This is a genomic window from Mycobacterium sp. Aquia_216 (genome assembly GCF_026723865.1).
Taxonomy (GTDB): domain Bacteria; phylum Actinomycetota; class Actinomycetes; order Mycobacteriales; family Mycobacteriaceae; genus Mycobacterium.
In genome coordinates, this window is the sequence record NZ_CP113529.1 from 5,726,085 (window position 1) to 5,747,641 (window position 21,557).

Consider the following 21,557-nt stretch of genomic DNA (forward strand, 5'->3'; position numbering starts at 1 on the left):
TGGAAATGGGATGGCTCCACTGATCACTCTGCTGTTGGGCACCGTCATCGCCCGGGTCGCCGGCTGGCTCGGCGTCGGCTACCTCACCAGCTGGACCGAGGCGTTGGCCATCGGACTGGCCGCCATGTTCGCCCTGACCGGCATCGCGCACTTCGCGCCGCCGCTGCGTCGCGACCTCATCGCGATCGTCCCGCCCCGGCTGCCCGCGCCGGGCCTGCTCGTCACCGTCACCGGTGTGCTGGAACTCCTGGGCGCCGCGGGGCTGCTACTTCCCGCCACCCGGCTGGCCGCGGCCGTGTGCCTGCTGGTGCTGATGCTGGCCATGTTCCCGGCCAACGTCTACGCGGCGCGGATGCCCGATCCGCCCAAGTCGATGACCACGCGGCTACCCCTGCGGACCGTCACCGAGATCGCTTTCCTGGCCGCCGCCGTAACGGTTGCCGTCGGCAGCGGCTAGCAGCCAGGCATATTGGAATGCGGTTTCCTGCCATCCCCGGTAGCGACCACTGACGCCGCCGTGGCCCGCCGCCATCTCCGTCTTGAGCAGCACCGGGTTCCCGTCGACGTTAGCGTGCCGTAGTGCGGCCACCCACTTGGCCGGCTCCACGTAGTACACCCTGGTGTCGTTCAACGACGTCATCGCCAGGATCGCGGGATACGTCTTGGTCTCGACGTTCTCGTAGGGCGAGTACGACTTCATGTATGCGTAGACTTCGCTGTCGCTCAAGGGGTTTCCCCATTCGTCCCACTCGGTGACGGTCAACGGCAGCGAGGGATCCAGGATGGTGGTCAGCGGGTCGACGAACGGGACCTGAGCAAGAATTCCCGCGAACAGATCCGGAGCCAGGTTGGCCACCGCACCCATCAGCAGCCCGCCTGCGCTGCCGCCCAACGCCACGAGCTCTCGCGGGCGCGTCACCCCCGAGTCCACCAAATGCTGTGCCGCCGCGACGAAGTCGGTAAAGGTGTTTTTCTTCTCCAGTAGTTTGCCGTGCTCGTACCACAACCGGCCCATTTCTCCGCCGCCGCGGACATGAGCGATGACGAACACCATGCCGCGGTCCAGCAACGATAACCGCGCAATGGAAAATGCCGGATCCGTGCATATCTCGTAGGCACCGTAGCCGTAGATGAGCGTCGGCGCCGGAAATTCGAGGCCGGCCCGATGCACGATCGACACCGGGATTCGGGTGCCGTCGGCGGCGGGCGCCCAGTCGCGCCGCTCGACGTAATCGGTTGGACGATAGTCACCGAGCACGGGTTGTTCACGCAACAAAGTGCGCTCTCCGGTGCCCAGGTCGATGTCGTACACCCGCAGCGGCGTGACGAGGGACCCCGCCCTGACCCGCAGCTTGGGCGAACGCCAGTTCGGGTTGGCCCCCAGGCCCGACGACATCAACTCCGAATCGAAGGCGATCTCCTCGGGCTCTCCGTAGTCAGCGTCGGAGCCGATGGGCCACAACTGAATTCGTGGCAATGCTGCACGCCGGTAGCTGATCACCAGATGACCGGCAAATGCGTCCACAGCTTCGAGCCGGACGTCGTCGCGGTGTGGAATCAGGGTGCGTTGCTGCGCGGGATCGCTGACCGGCGCTTCGGTGAGAGTGAAATTCACCGCGCCGTCGTTGTGCAGGATCAGGAAGCGATCCTGTCCCCCGACCACCGCGTGCTCCACCGAGTACTCGACACCTTCACGGCGAGGCAGCACAACGGTGAACTCGGCTTGTGGGTTCGCGGCGTCGGCGTAGCGAACCTCGGAGGTGATGGACGAGCCCGAGGCGATAAAGACGTACGCCTCACTTCTGCTCAGGCCCGCACCGACCCAAAACCGTTCGTCGGCTTCGTGATACACCAATTCCGACGGCTCCGAAGAACCGAGCCGATACCGCCATACCTTGTCCGGACGGTGGGCGTCGTCCAGGGTCAGGTAGTACACGGTGCGGTTGTCGGCCGCCCACGTCACTCCACCCGCGATGTCGGCGATTTCGTCGGTGTACTTCTCGCCGGTGCGTAAGTCCTTGAACCGCAGCGTGTACCGTTCGTCGCCGATGATGTCGACGGAGTAAGCGAGCAGATTGGCATCCAAGCTGACCAGGGCGGCGCCCAGGGCAAAGAAGTCGTGCCCGTCGGCCTCTTCATTCGAATCGAGCAGAATCTGCTCGCCCGGTATTTCGGTGTTCTCGTCCAGAGCCGGCGGGTCCCAGTCGTCGGGATCTGCGACCGGGCAACGACACTGGACGCGATACTGCTTTCCCTCGAAAGTTCGTGAGTAGTACCACCAATCACCCTGCCTGGTCGGCACCGACAGATCGGTTTCCTTGGTGCGTGCCTTGATCTCGTCGAAAATCTTTTGCCGCAGCGGCTCCAGGTGGGCGAGCGACCGGTCGACGTAGTCGTTCTCGGCCTCGAGGTAAGCAATGACTTCGGGATTCGACTTTTCGCGCAGCCACTCGTAAGGATCGACGAACACATCGCCGTGGTGCTCGCGCGTGGTCTCCACCCGCTTCGCGACAGGGGCGGTACCGGAGTCCGTCATGCCGCCGGGCCGATCCAGTCGTGGAAACTCAAGCCGGAAATCCGTTCGTAGGCATTGATGTAACGGTCACGAGTGGCACTGATGATGTCAGCAGGCAGCGGCGGCGGGGGTTGCGAGCCGTGACGGTCCCAGCCCGACTCGGGGCTGGTGAGCCAATTGCGGACAAACTGCTTGTCGAAACTGGTCTGAACCACCCCGGCGCGGTAATCCTCGGCCGGCCAGTACCGCGAGGAGTCCGGGGTGAAGATTTCGTCGGCCAGCAGCAGGTTGCCGTCGCGGTCGGTGCCGAATTCGAACTTGGTGTCGGCGATGATGATTCCCCTCGTCAAGGCATGATCGGCGGCCTGGACATAGATCTGCAGGGTGCGGTCGCGCAGCTGGTTGGCGCGTATCGCTCCCACCAGCTCGATGACCCGGCTGAAGGCGATGTTCTCGTCGTGGTCTCCCAATGCGGCTTTGGTCGCCGGGGTGAACAGCGGCTGGGTGAACTTGCTGGCCTCGACCAGGCCCGGCGGCAGCGTGATGCCGCAGACCTTGCCGGTGGCCTGATAGTCCAGCAACCCCGAGCCGGTCAGATATCCGCGGGCCACACATTCCACCGGGACCATCTCCAGCTGGCGCACCACCAACGCGCGGCCCAGCACCTCGTCGGGGATACGTGGGTCATCGGGCGGGCCGGCCAGGTGGTTGGGGGCATCGACGAGGCCGAAGAAGAAGACGCTCATCGCGGTCAGGATGCGGCCTTTGTCCGGGATCGTGCTGTCCAAGACAAAGTCGTACGCCGAGATCCGGTCGCTGGCGACCAGCAACAGGTGCTCTTCGTCGACGCGATACAGCTCACGGACCTTGCCGCTGGCCAAATGCTGGTAGTCGGTCAGTGCAGGGCGCATCGGGCCAGCCTATCGGGAACCCCACCCCGGGCCGGGAGCTGTGCTGGGATCGGGGTTATGAGATCGCGCTTTCTGCCCTACGCCACCACGCCTGGCCGGTTGCTGGCTCAACTGTTCAGCGATGCCGTCATCGTCGTGTGGACGGGGATCTGGCTGGTCGTCGGCACCGCCGTCTACGACGCCATCTCGACGATCGCCGACGCCGGCCGTCAAGTCGAGGACGGCACGCACAGCATCGCGGGCAACCTGGCCTCAGCGGGTCATGGCGCACAACACATTCCGGTCGTCGGCGATGCTGTCAGCAAGCCGCTCAACTCGGCTAGCCAGGCCGCGCTCGACGTCGCCGGTGCCCTGCACGAGCTGGACACCACGGCCGGCTGGCTCGCGGTGCTGCTCGCATTGGCCGTGGTCGCTCCCCCGATCCTCGTCGCGGCGATGCCATGGCTCTACCTGCGGCTGCGGTTCTTCCGGCGCAAATTGATCGTGACTGCCCTGGCCGCCACCCCGGCCGGCGAACAGCTGCTGGCGCTGCGGGCACTGAGCAACCGTTCGCCGGGGAAACTAGCGGCCATCAGTGCGGATCCGGTCGGTGGCTGGCGTCACGAGGATCCCTTCACGATCCGCGCGCTGGCCGCCCTCGAACTGCGCTCGGCGGGGATCACGATCCGTCGGTGAGCCGGAACGTCACTGTGCCGCGTGTAGTTCCACGACCAAGTGCCGGATGCCGGTATGCCGGTTGCTTCGCGTCCATTCGACGGGCCGCACCACCCGTACGGCGCCGAAGCGAGACAGCAGTTCCTCGTAGAGAACACGCAGCTCCAGGCGCGCCAGATTGGCTCCCAGGCAGTAGTGCACGCCTTGGCCGAAGCCCAAGTGCGGATTCGGTTTTCGGCCAATGTCGAACTCGTCTGCGCGGTCGAACACTTCGGCATCGCGGTTAGCCGAGCCCTCCCAGATCTGCACCTTCTGGCCGGCTTCGATCGACTGCCCACCGAGGACGACATCGCGGGTGGCGGTACGCCGCTTGGACGGCGACGGCGAACTCCACCGCACCATCTCCTCGACAGCTGTCGGCAGCATACCGAAATCTGCACGCAGCGCCCGTAATTGGTCCGGGTGCTCGGCCAGCGACAGCAGGCCGCCCGCAACGGCGTTGCGAGTCGTCTCCGCGCCGGCACTGAACAGTAGGCTGAAGAACAGGTACAGCTCGAGGTCCGACAAGGCCGGCGCGTCGACGTCGTCGAGGGCGGCGTTGGTGACGACCGACAACATGTCGTCGGTCGGGTTGGCACGTTTCGAGGCGATCAGCTCCTGGCCGTAGCTGTACATCCGCGAGCCGCCCGCAGCGTCTCTTTCGGAGGCCGGGAGCTGGGAAAGCGACGCCTTGCGCGAGCCGCCGAAGTCGAACTGCGGCTCGATGGCCTCGAATAACCAATGTCGTTCGGATTCAGGCACTCCCAGCAAGATGCAGATCATCTGCATCGGCAGTTCGGCGGCGATGTCGACGAGGAAGTCGAACGGCTCGCCCGGCACCACGTCGTCCAGCAGCCGTCGTGTCCGCGCCCGCAGGTCGTCTTCGACCAGAGCGATCATCCGCGGCGTCAGCCCGGAGCTGACCAGTCGCCGAATCTGGGAATGCCTCGGGTCGTCCATCATGTTGAGTACCTGGCCCGCAATGGCCAGGTCCTGCAACAGCGTCCCGCCGAAGGGCCGTGTGCCGCCGGTCACCGATGAGTACGTTTCCGGATCCTTGAGCACCGCAAGGGTTTCCGCATAGGTAGCGACAGACCAAAAGCCCTCCCCGTCGGGGGTGTTATCAGTCGGCTCGTGCCAATAGACCGGCGCCTCGCGGCGGTGCACGGCGAACAACTCGTGCGGAAAACCGTTGGCGAAGTTGTCCAGATCGGTCAAGTCGATCCCCGGGAGCGCGGCGGCATGAGTCACAGGATCGCGCCCGGAGCGTATTTGGCCGCGTCCGGGTAGCGGCCCACCAGCGTGTCCACCATCGCGGCAACCTCATCGACCTGATCACCGGCGGCACCGGTGAATGCCTTCTTGTCGGCCAGCGCGGCGTCCAGCGCCGCACGGTCCAGCGGCAGTCGCTCGTCAGCGGCCAACCGATCCAGCAGGTCGGGCTCGGCGCCGCGTTCGCGCATCGCCAACGCCGTTGCCACGGCGTGTTCGCGGATCACGTGATGCGCAGCCTCGCGACCCATGCCGGCCCGCACGGCCGCGATCAACACCTTGGTGGTGGCCAGGAAGGGCAGATAGCGGTCCAGCTCCCGCTCGATCGCGGCCGGGTAGGCGCCGAACTCGTCGAGCACAGTCAAGAACGTCTCGATCTGACCGTCGATGGCAAAGAAGCTGTCCGGCAAAGCAACCCGGCGTACCACCGAGCAGAACACGTCGCCCTCGTTCCACTGCGCGCCAGCCAGCTCGGCGGCCATCGAGGCGTAGCCGCGCAGCACCACCTGCAGCCCGTTGACCCGTTCGCAGCTGCGGGTGTTCATCTTGTGCGGCATCGCCGAGGAACCAACCTGGCCCTCCGCGAACCCTTCCGTCACGAGTTCGTGCCCCGCCATCAGCCGGATGGTGTGAGCCATCGACGCCGGGCCGGCACCCAGTTGCACCAGCGCGGAGAGCACGTCGTGGTCCAGCGAACGCGGATACACCTGCCCAACGCTGGTCAAAACTGTTGCGAAACCGAGAAATTCAGCGACGCGCCGCTCGAGTTCGGTCAGCTTGGCCGTGTCCCCGTCCAACAGGTCGAGCATGTCCTGCGAGGTGCCCATCGGGCCCTTGACGCCGCGCAGTGGGTAGCGGTCCATCAACTCGCGCAGCCTGGTCAACGCGATCAGCGTCTCCTGGGCCGCGGAGGCGAACCGCTTGCCCAACGTGGTGGCCTGCGCGGCGACGTTGTGGCTGCGTCCGGCCATCACCAAGTCGCGATACGTCACCGCCCGCTCGGCAAGCCGCGCGACCACCGCGACACCATGGGAGAAGACCAGTTCCAGCGACCGTCGGATCTGCAGCTGTTCGACGTTCTCGGTCAGGTCGCGACTGGTCATCCCCTTGTGCACGTGTTCGTGTCCGGCCAGGGCGTTGAATTCCTCGATCCGCGCCTTGACGTCATGCCGCAGCACCCGTTCGCGTTCCGCGATCGAAGCCAAGTCGACGTCCTCGAGCACTCGCTCGTAGTCGGCGATCGCTTCCTGGGGTAGCGGAACACCCAGTTCCGTCTGCGCCCGCAACACGGCCAGCCAGAGCCGCCGCTCCGCGACGACCTTGGCCTCCGGCGACCAGATCGCGACCATCTCGGCGCTGGCGTACCGGGCGGCCAGCACATTCGGAATGCTCACTTGGTCAGCTTATCGACCGCGAGACTGCGACCGGCAACGCATTTCCGCCAGTAGCGAAATCAGTAGTTACAGTTTCGCGGCACAATGTGGCCGATGTACTTCGCGGGTGTCGACCTGGCGTGGGGTACCCGCAATCCGACCGGTGTCGCCGTCGTCGATTCCGGCGGTTGCCTGGTGAGCGCCGGCGCGGTCCGCGCCGACGACGAAATCCTGACGGCATTGCGCCCTTACGTGCACGGGAATTGTGTCGTCGGATTCGACGCGCCGCTGGTAGTCAACAACCGCACAGGCCAGCGCCCGGCCGAGACGGCGCTCAACCGCGACTTTCGCAGGTTCGAAGCCGGCGCACATCCCGCCAACACCGGCAAACCCGAGTTCGCCAACGGTCCGCGCGGGGCGCGGCTGGCCGAGGCGCTGGGCCTGGACATGAATCCACGGTCGCCGATGCTGCGCCGCGCGATCGAGGTCTACCCCCACGCGGCGACCGTTGCCTTGTTCCGGCTGGAGCGAACCCTGAAATACAAGGCCAAGCCCGGCCGTACCCTCGATCGGCTCAAATCGGAGCTACTGCTGCTGATGGACGGCGTCGAGCGCCTCGCCGACACCGACGTGCCGTTGCGCGTCGCCGATCACGACGACTGGGTTGCACTGCGCTCCCAGGTGACGACGGCGCAGCGCAAGAGTGAACTGCGTCGCGCCGAAGACCCGATCGACGCCGTGGTCTGCGCCTACGTGGCGCTGTACGCCCAGCGCTGCCCGACTCGCATCACGATTTACGGGGACTGCGCCACTGGGTACATCGTGACGCCGTCGCTGCCTGCCGAGCTGACGCGGCAGTGACGGGTCAGATGCGCACCGGTCGTTCGTCGATGGGTGCGAGCACGTCGATGATGTCGATCACGGTGCCCATTGCCGCGGTCCGGGGGTCGCGGCCCTCGACCAGCGCGGACACCACCGAACCGTCAACCGCGCAGATCAGTGTGCAGATCAGCTCGATACGCACCGCTCGGCCGGATCGGTCGATCGCCTCGGCGACGGCATCGGCACGCTGTCGCAGGCTGCGGCGCATGGTTTCGCGCAACGCGGTCAGGCGGGTGCAGGCGATATTTCGCTCGTAGCGCGAGATCAGCTGCTCCACGAGTGTCTGATCGGACAGATCGCCCACCAGCAGGTCAACCAGTACCTCGGCGGTCGTCTCGGGCCCGCGGCGCCGGCGTGACAGCGCGTTGACCCGGGCCCGCAACTGAGCTACCTCGATCATCGCGATGTGTTCGACCGCACGCGCGATCAAGTCGTCCAGGGACGAGAAGTAATAAGTGGTGGATGCCAGCGGCAGGCCGGCCCGCTGCGCGACCGCCCGATGCCGCACCGCTTCGAACCCGCCCTCGGCCAGCAGCTCGGCGGCAGCGCTCACCAGCGCATACCGTCGACGTTCCCCTTTCGGAGTAACTGCTGCAGTCACGAGTAGCCATCGTGCCAGTCAAAGTGGTACTGCATTGCCATTTCCGCTAAACGGCCCGCCGAACCAACATGGCATGATGGCCCGCATGCCCGACTTGAGCCGTCGCGCCGTGCTCAGTCTCGGTGCCAGTGCGGCGGTAGGTGCGACGGGCGCTTTTGCGCTCGACAACCTGTTACACGCCAGAACATCTCGCAGCATGCCGGTGTCGAGGGCCAGCACGCAGGTTCCACTGGCGCCGCAGCCCACCGCACCGCTGGAGCCGGCTGCGCCGGCAGACCCGGCGCCGACGATGACGACCGGTTCGTTCGTGTCGGCGGCACGCGGCGGAATATCGACCAACTGGGCGATCGCCCGGCCGCCGGGGCAGACCAAGGCGCTGCGACCGGTGATCGCGCTGCACGGCAAGGGCAGCGACGCGGCCACCGTGATGGCCGGTGGTGTCGAGCAGGGTCTGGCTCAGGCCGTCAATGCGGGGCTACCGCCCTTCGCCGTCGTCGCGGTCGACGGCGGCGGCGGCTATTGGCACAAGCGGTCCTCTGGCGACGACTCCGGTGCGATGGTGCTGAACGAGCTGATTCCGATGCTGGACGGCCAGCGGCTGGACACCTCGCGGGTCGCGTTCCTGGGCTGGTCGATGGGCGGCTATGGAGCATTGCTGCTCGGCGGCCGCCTCGGACCCGCACGTACCGCGGCGATCTGCGCGGTGAGCCCGGCGCTGTGGATGTCGTCCGGGGCGGCAGCACCCGGCGCTTTCGACGGTCCCGACGACTTCGCTGCCAATTCGGTGTTCGGAATGCCCGCTCTGGCCTCCATCCCGATCCGGATCGATTGCGGCGACAGCGATCCGTTCTACGACGCGACCAAGCAATTCATCGCTCAGCTGCCCAACCCGCCCGCGGGTGGTTTCTCGCCCGGGGGGCACAACCCCGCGTTCTGGAGCTCGCAGCTCCCGGCCGAGCTGACGTGGATGGCACCGCTGCTGACGGCATAAGGCACCTTCGTCCGCGAGCGTAGCGCCACGGCGAAAAACTGGGCGCGTATTCGCCGCGGCGCTACGCTCGCGGACGTGAGTGCACCGTTCGACTGGAACTTCCCTTACGCCTGGCCACGAACGCCCATTCTGGGGCCGAACGTGGTGTCCACATCGCAGCCGCTCGCCGCCCAAGCGGGTCTGCGGATGCTCGCCGAGGGCGGCAGCGCCGCCGACGCGGCCATCGCCACCGCCATCACGCTGACAATCGTGGAGCCCGTGTCCAACGGCATCGGCTCGGATGCCTTCGCGATCGTCTGGGACGGCAGGCAGTTACACGGACTGAACGCGTCCGGCCGTTCACCGGCGGCGTGGACGCCAGAGTACTTCGGCGGCAACGGTGTTCCTGCGTTGGGCTGGAATTCGGTGACCGTCCCGGGCGCGGTGTCGGCCTGGGCCGAGTTGCACGCCAAGTTCGGCAAACTCCCGTTCGAGCGCCTCTTCGAACCGGCGATCTCGTACGGCCGCAACGGCTTTCCGGTGTCTCCGACGATTGCGCAGCAATGGGATGCGCAGGTGCCGCTGTTCAAGTCTCAGCCGGGGTTCGCCGAAGCGTTTCTGCCCGACGGGCGAGCCCCGAAACCCGGGGAGCGGTTCCGGTTCCCGGAGCACGCGGCCACGCTCGAAAAGATCGCGGCAACCAGCGGGGAAGCGTTCTATCGCGGTGACCTGGCGGCCCAACTCGACGCGCATTCGACGGCGAACGGCGGCGCGATGCGGGCCAGTGACCTCGCCGCTCACCGCGCCGACTGGGTGGGCACGATCAGCGGAACCTACCGCGGCTACACCGTCCACGAGATCCCGCCAAACGGTCAGGGCATTGTGGCACTGATCGCGCTCGGGATCCTCCAGCAGTTCGACATGTCCGCACTGCCAGTCGACTCCGCTGCCAGCGTGCACCTGCAGATCGAAGCGCTGAAGCTGGCTTTCGCCGACGCGCAGGCCTATGTCTGCGACATCGACCACATGCCGGTGCGCCCCGAGGACCTGTTGAACACCGAGTATCTGAAGCAGCGGGCCGGGCTGATCGACGAGGATCGGGCGAAGCCCGCGTCGGCGGGAACCCCGAAAGGAGGCACCGTCTACCTCACCGCTGCCGACGCAACGGGGGTGATGGTGTCGATGATCCAGTCGAATTACATGGGGTTCGGCTCCGGCGTGGTGGTGCCCGGCACGGGCATCTCACTGCAAAACCGCGGAGCGGGCTTCGTTGTTGCTCAGGGACATCCGAATCAGGTCGGACCGAATAAGCGGCCCTACCAGACGATCATCCCCGGCTTCGTCACCAAGGACGGGGCGCCGGTGATGAGCTTCGGGGTGATGGGCGGTCCGATGCAACCCCAGGGCCACGTGCAGGTATTGATCCGCATCGCCGACCATGGCCAAAACCCGCAGGCGGCCTGCGATGGGCCGCGGTTCCGCTGGGTGCAGGGCATGCAGGTCAGCTGCGAGCCGGGTTATCCGCCGTCGACGCTCGAAGGGCTGCGGCAGCGCGGGCACGAGCTGCTCACGGTGGACGACTACAACGCATTCGGCAGCTGCCAGGCAATCTGGCGCCTCGACGACGGCTACCTCGCGGCCAGCGATCCGCGTCGCGACGGCCAGGCGGTGGCCTTCTAGATGTGAATCTTGCCCTCCTGCGCCAACAATCCGATGTCGCCTCGGAAATGACTGCCCGGCAAGCGAATTGAGCGCAGAATGTCGTAGGCGTGCTCACGCGCGGCGGACAGGTCGGCGCCGGTGCCGACCACCGACAGCACCCGTCCCCCGGACGAGACGATCGCGCCGTCGCCGCGCCGCGCCGTGCCGGCGTGCAGCACACCGTCGGCTTCGGATCCGAGGACGACGTCACCGAGCCGCGGCCGTCCCGGATAGTTTTCGGCGGCCAGCACCACCGTGACGGCGGCGCCGTCCCGCCAGCGCAACTCACCGAAGTCCGCCAGCGCACCGCTTCCGGCGGCGTAGAGCAGCTGCCCGAGCGGTGAATCCAGCAGGGCCAGCACGGCCTGGGTCTCCGGATCACCGAAACGGCAATTGAATTCGACTACCGCTGGCCCTTTCTCGCTAATGGCGAGGCCGACATAGAGCAAGCCAGAGAACGGGCTGCCACGCCGAACCATCTCGGCCGCAACGGGTTCGACAATCGCGGTGAGCACCTCCCGGTATACGTCGCCGGGGAGCCACGGCAGCGGCGCATACGCGCCCATCCCGCCGGTGTTGGGACCGGAGTCGCCTTCACCGACCCTCTTGAAGTCCTGGGCGGGCAGCAGCGGCACCACCGTCGCGCCGTCGACGACGCAGAACAGGGATACTTCGGGGCCGTCCAGGAATGACTCCAGCAGCACCGGATGCCCGGCCTCGAGCAGCCCTGCGGCGTGCGCCCGCGCGGCGTCGCGGTCCGGTGTCACCACCACACCTTTGCCGGCCGCCAGGGAGTCGTCCTTGACCACCCATGCCGGGTCGCCTGCGGGGGGGCCGAAGCGATCCAGGGCTGCATCCAAATGTGCTGGATTGTCTACGATTTCGCTGGAAGCCGTCCGTACCCCGGCGGCGGCCATCACCTCTTTGGCGAATGCTTTCGATCCCTCGATGCGCGCCGCGTCCTTGCCGGGCCCGAAGCAGACGATGCCGGCGGCGCGCACCGCGTCGGCCACCCCGAGCACCAACGGAACCTCGGGGCCGATGACGACCAGATCGGCCCGCACCTCGCGAGCCAGGGCGACCACACCCTCGCCGGAGGTGATGTCGACGTCGTGTTGCTCGGCCAGCCGGGCGGTGCCGGCGTTGCCGGGGGCAATGGCGAGCCCCGTGACCTGCGGATCTCTACTCAGAGCCAGCAGCAGGGCATGTTCACGGGCACCGGAGCCGATCACCAGGACGCGCACGACACGTCACACTAGCCGGGCCCTTACGGTATGCCTACCGCCAGGTGTGTGTCAGGGGTCACGCTTAGGCGATCGCCACCGGCAGCCAGGCGCATATGTTTCGTTCATATTACGTAAGTGATGTATGCAATACACGACCGTAGTCTGTCGATAACCATTCAGTAATGGACGGCGCCTGTAATGGGCACATCGGTAATTGCCGAAACCGTGGCATTGTCGCCAACCTGATACCAATCGAAATCTGGGGTACTCCATGCCTTTTGAAGAATCCATCGCTGCAAACATCAAAGCGTCACTGGCAGAGATCCCTCATCCGTCGGCGCCCAGGGGCTCGAGTGTTTACGGCGCTACGAAGATCTTCCCCGACTACAAGGCTGAGAACGGGGAGAGTTACTTCACTTTGATCCATGGCATCGCTCACGAATCTTCGGCGTCGTTCGTCGCGGTGCTGCAGGCTACTCGTGCACTTCGTCAAGGCTTTGAATCCGTGCTCTATTTCTACGGGCCGGGATCCATCAATTGCCTTGCTACACGCGGCTTTCCGAAAGTCGGTGACGCCGCCTTCCCCGGCCAGCAGAACATCAACGAGGCGCTGGCGACATTCATCGCCGAGGGCGGAACCGTGTTCTGCTGCCGTTTCGGGCTCGGCTTACACGGCGGCCGCGAAGAGGACCTCATCGAGGGGGTTATCCCAGCTCACCCGCTTGACGTTCAGGACGCGCTGATCTACTACTCCCGCAAAGGCGCCATCATCAATTCCGCATACATGGTCTAAGGTCCAGAATAGATGCCACACAACAGGATTCATAGATGACAACTCTTGCCGCCGTCTCGGCCAACTTCACCCGTGACCTCGAACAGAACTATGCGCTGATCGCCTCCCTTGTGCGACAAGCCCAGGAGAAACGCGTCGACTTCATGGCGCTACCGGAGGCCGCCATCGGCGGATACCTGCCTTCGCTCGGCGACCACGGCGACACGGTGCGAACGACGAATCGCTCGTTGCCCCCCGCCATCCGGATTGACGGACCTGAAATCGCCCGCGTCCAGGAGATGCTCGGTCACCTGGTTGTGGCGATCGGCTTCTGCGAGCTGGACGACGACGGTGAAACCCGCTACAACACCGCCGCTGTGCTCGACGGCGGCAATGTATACGGCGTCTACCGCAAGGTGCATCAACCACTCGGAGAGAGCATGTCGTACTCCGCCGGCTCTCGCTACGACGTCTACGACACACCGGTCGGTCGGGTGGGGCTGCAGATCTGCTACGACAAGGCTTTTCCCGAAGCCGCCCGCGTCATGGCGCTTGACGGTGCGCAGATCATCGCCAGCCTGTCAGCATGGCCGGCCGCGCGGACCGCGCCCGCCGAGAACCTCCAGGATGACCGCTGGACCTACCGGTTCAACCTGTTCGATATGGCCCGAGCCCTGGACAACCAAGTGTTTTGGATGGCCTCCAACCAGAGTGGCACCTTCGGGTCGCTCCGCTACGTCGGCAACGCAAAGATTGTCGACCCAGGCGGAAATATCATGGCCACAACGCTTCTCGGTAGCGGCATGGCTGTAGCCGAGGTGGACTTGGATGCGACCTTCCGCACCATGCGGGCCGGGATGTTCCACCTGCGCGACCGCAGGCCCGACGTTTACGGATCCCTCACCGACACCGAGACATCGCGGCCGGCGAAATGGCGGGAGCTGGCTCGTGCCTGAAATGACCTTCGAGGTGCGCTGGCCCGACGGCAGCACTCAATGCTGCTACTCACCCAGCCTGGTGATGCACGACTACCTGCAGACCGGCGCCAACTACACCGTTGCCGAGTTCTTGGACCGATCGCGTCGCGCGTTAGCCGATGCCGGTGCGCGGGTGCGCGCCAAGTACGGATTCGCGTGCACGTCTGCCGTCGATACCAGGGAGCGGATCACCCTCGCCGCCAACCGATTCCCGCTCGATGCGCTGATCGAGATCACCGCGATGCGTCCCGAACTGGAGCAATCATGACAACGCCAGAGCACACCCCTGTCGCCATCATCGGCGCGGGTCAGGCCGGCCTGTCCGTGAGCTGGTACCTGAGCCGCGCCGGTATCGAGCACGTCGTCCTGGAGGCAAAAACACCGGTCCACGCCTGGGCCGACAACCGTTGGGACAACTTCACGCTCGTGACACCGAACTGGCACTGCAAATTGCCCGGGTATGTCTATGAGGGACCCGACCCGGACGGGTTCATGACTCGCGACGAGGTCGTGGGGTGGTTGGCCGGCTGGCTGGAAAGATTCACACCCCCAGTGCGCCCGCACACGCGAGTGACCCGACTGACCAACCGTCCCGAGGGCGGCTTCGAGCTGACCATGCAAACCACGCACGGTGCTCAAACATTGACCTGCGAGCATGCCGTCATCGCAACTGGCGGCTACCCGTTGCCGGTTGTCCCGCCGTTCGCGGGCTCACTGGATCCGACGATCGCCCAAATTCACTCTGAGCGGTACCGCAACACCGACCAGCTTCCCGCCGGTGCGGTCCTGGTGGTCGGCACCGGGCAATCTGGTGCTCAGATCGCCGAAGATCTGCACTTGGCCGGGCGTCAGGTCCACCTGGCTGTGGGGAGCGCACCCAGGGTGGCCCGTTTCTATCGGGGGCGCGACTGCATGTCGTGGCTGGCCGACATGGGACTTTATGAGAAGCCCGCACAACAGTATCCGGGAGGAACGGCCGCGATCGAAAAGACAAACCACTATGTCACCGGCCGTGACGGCGGCCGTGACATCGATCTGCGCCAGTTCGCCGCCGAGGGAATGAAACTCTACGGATTGCTAAGCGACGGAAAAGATTCGAGCCTGCGCTTCGAACCCACGCTGACCAGAGCACTCGACCAGGCCGACTCGGTGTACAACTCCATCTGCGCGGATATCGACGGCTACATCGACCGCGAAGGCATCGATGCGCCGCCGCCCTCGCGTTACACGCCGGTGTGGCGTCCCGAGTCCGATCCAACGGCACTGGATTTGGCGGCAGAGGGTGTCACCAGCATCGTGTGGGCCATCGGCTACCGCCCCGACTATCGATGGATCCAAGCCAGCGCATTCGACGGCGGCGGGCGCCCGATGCAAACGCGCGGCATTACAAACGTGCCTGGTCTGAGTTTCGTTGGGCTGCCCTGGATGCATACCTGGGGCTCGGGCCGGTTCCTGGGCATCGACCGCGATGCCCAGCACATCGCCGTCACGATCATCAGCAGCTATCACGAGTCCGTGCGGCGGCTCGCAGTAGGTCAGTGACGTCGCAAGACGCCGCACAACGAACATCTAGGAGCACCATCGATGGCCACGTCTATCAGAGTCGATCTTGCATTGCGTGGCTTCCGCGGCCAGGTTCCCGTGAGCCGTACGGCAGGCGCCGGCCCAAGCGCCGATGGCCACTTGGTCATCGACGGACTCAACGCCGCCGTTCCACTGAACCCCAGCAGCCCATACGTGTTCGACGGAACACGAATGCTGTTGGACAGCCAGGACGCTGGACTGGACGTCGAGATCATCGATCGGCCTCGCTTCTACGATTTGGCCACCGCCGACGGTGTGCCGTACGAAAAACTCGCCCGGTTGCACGGGCGCAACGTGCTGGCCACCACCGTCGTGCAGACCTGCGTCCGCTATGCGCCCGATCGGCGGTGTCGGTTCTGCACCATCGAGGAATCGCTGCGCTCCGGCGCAACGACGGCCGTGAAACGTCCGGCCCAACTTGCCGAGGTCGCCGAGGCAGCAGTCCGACTCGACGGGATCACCCAAATGGTCATGACCACCGGCACGTCGGCCGGCGCCGACCGCGGAGCCCGGCACCTGGCCCGCTGTGTGCGCGCGGTCAAAGACGCCGTGCCCAGCCTGCCGATCCAGGTGCAATGCGAACCTCCCGCCGACCTGGCAGTAATCACCGAACTTCGAGACGCCGGCGCCGGCGCCATCGGCATTCACGTCGAATCCCTCGACGACGAGGTCCGCCGGCGATGGATGCCCGGCAAAGCCGCCGTGCCACTCGATGCCTATCGCGCTGCCTGGCGTGAAGCTGTCCGGGTGTTCGGCCGCAACCAGGTCTCGACCTACCTGCTGGTGGGACTGGGAGAAAGGCCCGACGAACTAGTCGCCGGAGCATCGGAACTGATCGGCATGGGGGTTTATCCGTTCGTCGTCCCGTTCCGGCCTCAGCCCGGATCGCTGGCCGTGGACGTCGATAGTGCTCGGGCTCCCGACGCGGCGGTCGTCGCGCAAGTGACCAGCGAAGTCGCCGCACGGCTGCGCCGGGCCGGCATGTCCGGTGCCGCCCAGCGAGCCGGGTGCGCGGCCTGCGGTGCCTGCAGCGTGCTGCAGAACTTCGGTGCCTGATGATTCCGTTCATCACCAGCGCCCAACCTGCGTCCGTCGACTCCTCGATTTTGACCGGCGCACCGGGACCATCCGCGCCCTTTCTGATCCATCCCGCCGAGGCCGCGCATGAGTTCGACGCCTACCGGCGGCTGCGCCACCGCGCGTTTGTCAGCGACCAAGGTCTTTTCGCCGGAACGGACCGCGACGACGTCGACGACGATTCCCGTGCCGTCGTGCTGGTGGCGACAACGCCGACCGGCCAGGTCCTGGGCGGCGTGCGCCTGGCGCCGGCCACGGCGGTCGATCTCGGCTGGTGGACCGGCTCCAGGTTGGTGACGGATCCGGTCGCACGGGTCGCGGGTCTGGGGTCGGCGCTGGTGCGCGCCGCATGCGCCTACGCCGAATCGGCCGGCGTGCTGCGGTTCGAGGCCACCGTGCAGCAGCGCTACGCGCCGCTGTTCACCGGGCTCGGATGGCGGACGCTGGGTGAATGCACCGTCGCGCGACGTCCTCATGCATGGATTCGCTGGCCCCTCAACCCAATCCAGCGAATCGCGACGGCAACCAAATCTTTCCTCGGGCCCGCACTTGAGCCGCTGCGCGCCATGCCCGGCGGGCTGGGCCCGCCCGGTTTCATCGGCGACGACGGAACGCCGATCCCCGGCACCGATCTGATCGCCGCATGCGATGCCATTATTCCGGCGATGGTTGAACGCGACCCGGAATGGGCGGGGTGGTGTTCGGTCCTGGCCAACGTGAACGACCTCACCGCGATGGGGGCGACGCCGGTGGGTCTCCTGGACGCGGTGGGTGCACCGACCCGGGGCCTGCTCGATCGGGTGATCGCCGGATTGTCGGCCGCCTCGGCGGCGTGGCAGGTCCCGGTGCTGGGCGGCCACACCCAACTTGGTGTTCCACCGGCCCTGGCGGTCACCGCGCTGGGACGTGCCCCAATCCCGATCCCCGCCGGAGGCGCAAAGCACGGGGACCGGATCCGGCTGACCGTCGATACCTGCGGTCGGTGGCGCCCGGGGTTCCACGGGAGTCAGTGGGATTCGACGAGCGTGCGCAGCAGCGGCGATCTCGTCGCGATGACCCACACCGTCGCGTCGATGCGTCCCAGCGCCGCCAAAGATGTCAGCATGGCTGGCGTGGTCGGAACGCTGGGGATGATGGCAGAGGCCGGCCGATCCGGAGCCGAACTCGAGGTGGCCGCGGTTCCGCGGCCCGCCGGCGCCGACATGGGGGCTTGGCTCACCTGCTTCCCGGGATTCGCGATGCTCACCGCCGGCGTCGCACAGCCGGCGCCAGATCTACCCCATGGCGTAGTCAGCGCCGAGTGTGGTTCGCTAACCGCGACACCGGGAGTGAGGTTGCGGTGGCCGGACGGTGTTGTGACCACGGCGCTGGACTCCCCCGTCACCCGTCTTGGACCGGCTTGAGGAGGGCGCGTTGACATTGGTTAACGTCGCCGCTGTCGCCGCTCATTTCGGCCGGGATCTGCAGCGATGCCTGGACAAGGTCCTCGGGATCATCGCAGCCGCCGCGCAGGACGGGGTAGACCTACTGGTGTTTCCCGACGCCTGCCTTGGCGGATACATCGGTGATTTTCGGGCGCCCGACCTCAACGATCCGCCGCCGGCGCTGCACACCGACGGGCCCGAGATCGCGGCGGTCGCCACCGCCGCCGGCCCCATGACGGTCTGTGTCGGGTACGCCGAGGCGGCCCCACAAGGCGGCCGCTACAACGCCGCCGTGTGCGTCTCAGGCGACGGCGTTCTCGGCACCTACCGCAAAGTGCACCAACCGGCCGGTGAATCACTGACCTACCTGGCCGGTGACACGTTCTCCACCTTTGAGACGCCGGTCGGGAGGATCGGGATGCTCATCGACTACGACAAGACGTTCCCCGAAGCCGCCCGCGCGTTGACAGCCGACGGGGCCCAGATCATCGCGGCACTGTCGGCCTGGCCGGCCAGCATCACCGACCGCGCTTCCCGCTTGCCGGCCGACCGGCAATCCCGGCTATTCGACCTGTATGACTGTGCCCGCGCCGCCGAAAACCAGGTAGTGCTCGTGTCGTCCAACCAGACGGGGATCATGGGGAACCTCCGCTTCTTGGGTCAGGCGAAGGTGGTGGGTCCCGGTGGTGAGATCTTGGCGACAACCCGCTCCACAGGCGGGCTTGCCAGGGTGGAAATCGATGTCGATAGCGAAATCGCCCGCGCGCGCAAGGTTTTGAACCACCTGGCCGAGCTGCGGCCCGATAGTTACCGGACAAAGGCCACGCCGCGGTGACACTGCGCGTTGCGTTGCTGACCTACTCGACCAAGCCTCGGGGCGGTGTGGTGCACACGCTGAGCCTCGCCGAAGCACTCGCCGATCTCGGGGTTGCGGTGACCGTATGGTCGTTGGCCCGCGCCAACGATCATGGCTTCTTTCGCCGCGTGGACCCGGCCGTAAACGTGCGCCTGGTGGACTTCGTCGACTATCCCGGCGACACCATCACCGACCGCGTCATGCGTTCGATCGACTTGCTGCGCAATGCATTCACGCCCGGCGACTACGACATCGTGCACGCGCAGGACTGCATCAGCGCCAACGCCGTCGACAACTGCGTCCGCACCATTCACCACCTCGACGAATTCACCACTCCTGTCCTGGCCGCATGTCACGAGCAAGCCATCACCAACCCCTACGCCCGGATTTGTGTCTCTGCCGCCGTCGCCGACGAGGTCGCCTCGAAGTGGGGCTTCCGGCCCACCGTTATCCCGAACGGCGTTCAGGCGCAGCGGTTTATCGACGCCGCATCCGACGACGCGGCAGCAACGGCAGCGCGTGCGCGGTGGCGTGACCGCCTGGGACGGTATGTGCTCACGGTGGGCGGTATCGAACCGCGTAAAGGAACCATCGACTTGGTTGGTGCATATCACCTTGCGCGCAAGGAGAATCCCGACCTCGCACTGGTCGTCGCGGGTGGTGAAACACTGTTCGACTACCGCGACTACCGCGCCGCGTTCGACCTGCGCTGCACCGAGCTCAACGTCAAGCCAGTCATCCTTGGTGCCATCGACGACGTGTTACTGCCGAGCCTGGTGGCCGGATGCGAGGCATTCTGTTTCCCTTCCACGAAGGAGGGGTTCGGCCTAGCGGCACTAGAAGCACTGGCCGCGGGACGACCAGTGGTCGCGCGCGACTTGCCGGTATTGCGTGAGGTTTTCGGAACGACGATCAGCTACGCGCGTGACGTCGTCGGCATGGCCGCCGCGTTGAACACCGCCATCCAAGCGTCCTACGACTCCAGACCTGGGCGTCGCCTCGCTCAGACGATGACTTGGAACGCCGCGGCGCGAGCGCATATCGACTTTTACCGCAATCACCCGAATCCGTTGCTCCGGTCAGCTTGACATCATCAGACGATTTTCTCGAGCAGCCTTTTGAGGTCCTTTTGCTGCGCTGCACTCAGGCGTCCCAGCCGCTTGTTGAACTCGTCGGACAGCAGCGCCAGGCCGTTCCTGGCGACTTGGCGCCCGGCTGCGGTGAGCTCGAGACGATGGCGCCGCAAATCGGACGGGTCGATCTCGCGGCGCGCGAATCCAGCGGCCTCAAGCCGTTTCAGGTAAAGCGTCACCGTCGCCTTAGGCATGCTCAACGTCGCGGCCAGTTCGGCCGGGTAGGGATGTTCGTCGATCTCGGCGAGCAGGAGCAGTTCCTTGGACTCGAGCCCCAGCGCGCAGATCTCCGCCTCGGCGCACGAGATGACCGAAAGCAGCAGCCGATAGTTCAGTGACCAGATCTTGGCCGCATCCACCGCAGACATCGACTTGCCAGGCCGTTCAGGCGTGAACTAGTTTAGAAATGAACAACCTCATGTTCGAGCAATCTACCAGGAAGCGGCCAGCATGCCTCTGGATCAATACGTGACACTCGGACGGTCTGGCTTGCGCGTCAGCCCCCTGTGCCTGGGGGCGATGACGTTCGGCGAAGACCTCGGCTGGGGTACCAGCGTGGAAGAGTCCCAACAGATCATCGATCGCTACACCGAACTCGGCGGCAACTTCATCGATACCGCGAACTTCTACACCCGGAGTCATTCGGAGAAGATCATCGGCGACCACGTGGGCCGCCACGCGGATCGCCGCGATCGCCTGGTGATCGCGACCAAGTTCAGCGGCAACCTCTATCCCGGTGATCCCAACGGCGGCGGCTCGGGCCGCAAATCGCTGATCAACGCCTGCGAAAACTCGCTGCGACGCCTGCAAACCGACTACATCGACTTGTACTGGCTGCACATGTGGGACACCAACACCCCCATCGAGGAGACGATGGCGGCACTCGACGACCTCGTTGCGGCCGGCAAGGTTCGCTACATCGGAGTTTCGGATACCCCGGCGTGGAAGATCGTCGAGGCCAACCTGATCGCCCGCTTCCGCGGCTGGTCCGCATTCGTCGGCCTGCAGATCGAGTACTCGCTGCTCGAACGCACCGTCGAACGGGAGCTGGTTCCGATGGCCAGCGAATTCGGCCTCGGCATCACGCCGTGGTCGCCGCTGAAAAGCGGCGTGCTTAGCGGCAAGTACACCCGGCGAAATGCCGGTCAGCACAACGCCGATCGGGGCGCCCTCGTCGACAGCTTCCTCACCGAGAAAACCTACGCGGTCATCGACGAACTCGAGGTCATCGCCAAAGCGCACGACACGAATGTTGCCAGCGTGGCACTGGCATGGGTGCATGCACAGTCCGCCGTCTCGTCGATCATCATTGGGGCGCGCCGACTCTCGCAGCTCGATGACAATGTTCGCGCCGTCGACGTCAACCTCAGCGCCGACGAAATGGCCCGGCTCGACAAGCTGACCAAACCGAGTCTTGGCTTCCCCCAGACCATGCTGGAGATGGCTTCGGGCATGATCCAGGGCGGAACCACGATCAACGGTGTCTTCGGGCCGACCTCGGAATACGTGATGCCCGAAGGTGGCAAACCCTACTGAGGACGCCCATGGCCGCTGCCCACAACCATTGTGTGCTAACGCTGGTGAGGCAGC

Annotated in this window: 21 protein-coding genes; 14 read left to right on the top strand and 7 right to left on the bottom strand. The window is 65.7% G+C overall.

Going from position 1 to position 21,557, the window contains the following annotated elements:
- The first annotated feature begins 10 nt into the window (after nucleotides 1–10).
- Entirely contained in the window at nucleotides 11–457 is a 447-nt protein-coding gene (locus OK015_RS26810; RefSeq protein WP_268127752.1) for a DoxX family protein, read from the top strand.
- On the opposite strand, the gene OK015_RS26815 is transcribed toward OK015_RS26810, so the two are convergent.
- Together OK015_RS26815 and OK015_RS26820 are read right to left on the bottom strand one after the other, a co-directional pair.
- A complete protein-coding gene (locus OK015_RS26815; RefSeq protein ID WP_268127753.1) occupies nucleotides 386–2,536 on the bottom strand; it encodes a S9 family peptidase in 2,151 nt (716 codons plus the stop codon). The two genes, OK015_RS26810 and OK015_RS26815, sit on opposite strands and share 72 nt — an antisense overlap.
- Entirely contained in the window at nucleotides 2,533–3,426 is an 894-nt protein-coding gene (locus OK015_RS26820) for a phosphoribosylaminoimidazolesuccinocarboxamide synthase (RefSeq protein WP_268127755.1), read from the bottom strand. Before OK015_RS26820 ends, OK015_RS26815 begins: the two co-directional genes overlap by 4 nt.
- Nucleotides 3,427–3,483: 57 nt before the next feature.
- On the opposite strand from OK015_RS26820, the gene OK015_RS26825 reads away from it, so the two are divergent.
- The gene (locus tag OK015_RS26825; RefSeq protein ID WP_268127757.1) at nucleotides 3,484–4,101 is read left to right on the top strand and encodes a hypothetical protein; all 618 of its coding nucleotides are present in this window, start codon (nucleotides 3,484–3,486) and stop codon (nucleotides 4,099–4,101) included.
- Nucleotides 4,102–4,110: 9 nt separating this feature from the next.
- On the opposite strand, the gene OK015_RS26830 is transcribed toward OK015_RS26825, so the two are convergent.
- Complete coding sequence (locus OK015_RS26830; RefSeq protein ID WP_268127760.1) at nucleotides 4,111–5,370, bottom strand: cytochrome P450; 1,260 nt, start codon at nucleotides 5,368–5,370, stop codon at nucleotides 4,111–4,113.
- Nucleotides 5,367–6,785: an adenylosuccinate lyase gene (gene purB / locus OK015_RS26835; RefSeq protein WP_268127763.1), complete on the bottom strand. Its 1,419-nt coding sequence runs from the start codon at nucleotides 6,783–6,785 to the stop codon at nucleotides 5,367–5,369. The genes OK015_RS26830 and purB overlap by 4 nt, the downstream gene beginning before the upstream one ends.
- Nucleotides 6,786–6,878: 93 nt before the next feature.
- Between purB and OK015_RS26840 the strand changes: the two genes are divergently transcribed.
- On the top strand, nucleotides 6,879–7,625 hold the full coding sequence (locus OK015_RS26840) for a DUF429 domain-containing protein (protein WP_268127764.1): 747 nt from the start codon (nucleotides 6,879–6,881) through the stop codon (nucleotides 7,623–7,625).
- A 4-nt stretch (nucleotides 7,626–7,629) separates the two neighbouring features.
- Here the strand turns inward: OK015_RS26840 and OK015_RS26845 are convergent, their stop codons facing one another.
- The gene (locus OK015_RS26845; RefSeq protein WP_442791168.1) at nucleotides 7,630–8,247 is read right to left on the bottom strand and encodes a TetR/AcrR family transcriptional regulator; all 618 of its coding nucleotides are present in this window, start codon (nucleotides 8,245–8,247) and stop codon (nucleotides 7,630–7,632) included.
- A 73-nt stretch (nucleotides 8,248–8,320) separates the two neighbouring features.
- Between OK015_RS26845 and OK015_RS26850 the strand changes: the two genes are divergently transcribed.
- On the top strand, nucleotides 8,321–9,238 hold the full coding sequence (locus OK015_RS26850; protein ID WP_268133139.1) for an alpha/beta hydrolase-fold protein: 918 nt from the start codon (nucleotides 8,321–8,323) through the stop codon (nucleotides 9,236–9,238).
- A gap of 75 nt (nucleotides 9,239–9,313) precedes the next feature.
- Nucleotides 9,314–10,897, top strand: coding sequence for a gamma-glutamyltransferase family protein (locus OK015_RS26855; protein WP_268127765.1), 1,584 nt, complete (start codon nucleotides 9,314–9,316; stop codon nucleotides 10,895–10,897).
- On the opposite strand, the gene purD is transcribed toward OK015_RS26855, so the two are convergent.
- Nucleotides 10,894–12,162: a phosphoribosylamine--glycine ligase gene (gene purD, locus OK015_RS26860; protein ID WP_268127766.1), complete on the bottom strand. Its 1,269-nt coding sequence runs from the start codon at nucleotides 12,160–12,162 to the stop codon at nucleotides 10,894–10,896. The two genes, OK015_RS26855 and purD, sit on opposite strands and share 4 nt — an antisense overlap.
- A 253-nt stretch (nucleotides 12,163–12,415) precedes the next feature.
- Here purD and OK015_RS26865 point away from each other — a divergent pair, with 253 nt between their 5' ends.
- The 8 genes from OK015_RS26865 to OK015_RS26900 are packed head-to-tail and all read left to right on the top strand — an operon-like array spanning nucleotide 12,416 to nucleotide 19,922.
- Nucleotides 12,416–12,937, top strand: coding sequence for an MSMEG_0572/Sll0783 family nitrogen starvation response protein (locus OK015_RS26865; RefSeq protein ID WP_268127768.1), 522 nt, complete (start codon nucleotides 12,416–12,418; stop codon nucleotides 12,935–12,937).
- Between the two features lie 35 nt (nucleotides 12,938–12,972).
- Nucleotides 12,973–13,872 carry a carbon-nitrogen hydrolase family protein gene (locus tag OK015_RS26870; protein WP_268127769.1) on the top strand — a complete coding sequence of 300 codons (900 nt, stop codon included), beginning with the start codon at nucleotides 12,973–12,975 and terminating at the stop codon, nucleotides 13,870–13,872.
- Entirely contained in the window at nucleotides 13,865–14,161 is a 297-nt protein-coding gene (locus tag OK015_RS26875; RefSeq protein ID WP_268127770.1) for an MSMEG_0570 family nitrogen starvation response protein, read from the top strand. Before OK015_RS26870 ends, OK015_RS26875 begins: the two co-directional genes overlap by 8 nt.
- Nucleotides 14,158–15,435: an MSMEG_0569 family flavin-dependent oxidoreductase gene (locus OK015_RS26880; protein WP_268127772.1), complete on the top strand. Its 1,278-nt coding sequence runs from the start codon at nucleotides 14,158–14,160 to the stop codon at nucleotides 15,433–15,435. Before OK015_RS26875 ends, OK015_RS26880 begins: the two co-directional genes overlap by 4 nt.
- A gap of 42 nt (nucleotides 15,436–15,477) precedes the next feature.
- A complete protein-coding gene (locus tag OK015_RS26885; protein ID WP_268127774.1) occupies nucleotides 15,478–16,533 on the top strand; it encodes an MSMEG_0568 family radical SAM protein in 1,056 nt (351 codons plus the stop codon).
- A complete protein-coding gene (locus tag OK015_RS26890) occupies nucleotides 16,533–17,957 on the top strand; it encodes an MSMEG_0567/sll0787 family protein (RefSeq protein WP_268127777.1) in 1,425 nt (474 codons plus the stop codon). Before OK015_RS26885 ends, OK015_RS26890 begins: the two co-directional genes overlap by 1 nt.
- Nucleotides 17,958–17,967: 10 nt before the next feature.
- Nucleotides 17,968–18,813: a carbon-nitrogen hydrolase family protein gene (locus OK015_RS26895; protein WP_268127780.1), complete on the top strand. Its 846-nt coding sequence runs from the start codon at nucleotides 17,968–17,970 to the stop codon at nucleotides 18,811–18,813.
- Nucleotides 18,814–18,815: 2 nt separating this feature from the next.
- A complete protein-coding gene (locus OK015_RS26900) occupies nucleotides 18,816–19,922 on the top strand; it encodes an MSMEG_0565 family glycosyltransferase (RefSeq protein WP_268133141.1) in 1,107 nt (368 codons plus the stop codon).
- 5 nt (nucleotides 19,923–19,927) lie between these two features.
- Here OK015_RS26900 and OK015_RS26905 read toward each other — a convergent pair whose 3' ends face one another.
- Nucleotides 19,928–20,335 carry a MarR family winged helix-turn-helix transcriptional regulator gene (locus OK015_RS26905; RefSeq protein WP_268127782.1) on the bottom strand — a complete coding sequence of 136 codons (408 nt, stop codon included), beginning with the start codon at nucleotides 20,333–20,335 and terminating at the stop codon, nucleotides 19,928–19,930.
- An 82-nt stretch (nucleotides 20,336–20,417) separates the two neighbouring features.
- Here OK015_RS26905 and OK015_RS26910 point away from each other — a divergent pair, with 82 nt between their 5' ends.
- A complete protein-coding gene (locus tag OK015_RS26910; RefSeq protein WP_268127784.1) occupies nucleotides 20,418–21,503 on the top strand; it encodes an aldo/keto reductase in 1,086 nt (361 codons plus the stop codon).
- Nucleotides 21,504–21,557: the final 54 nt, after the last annotated feature.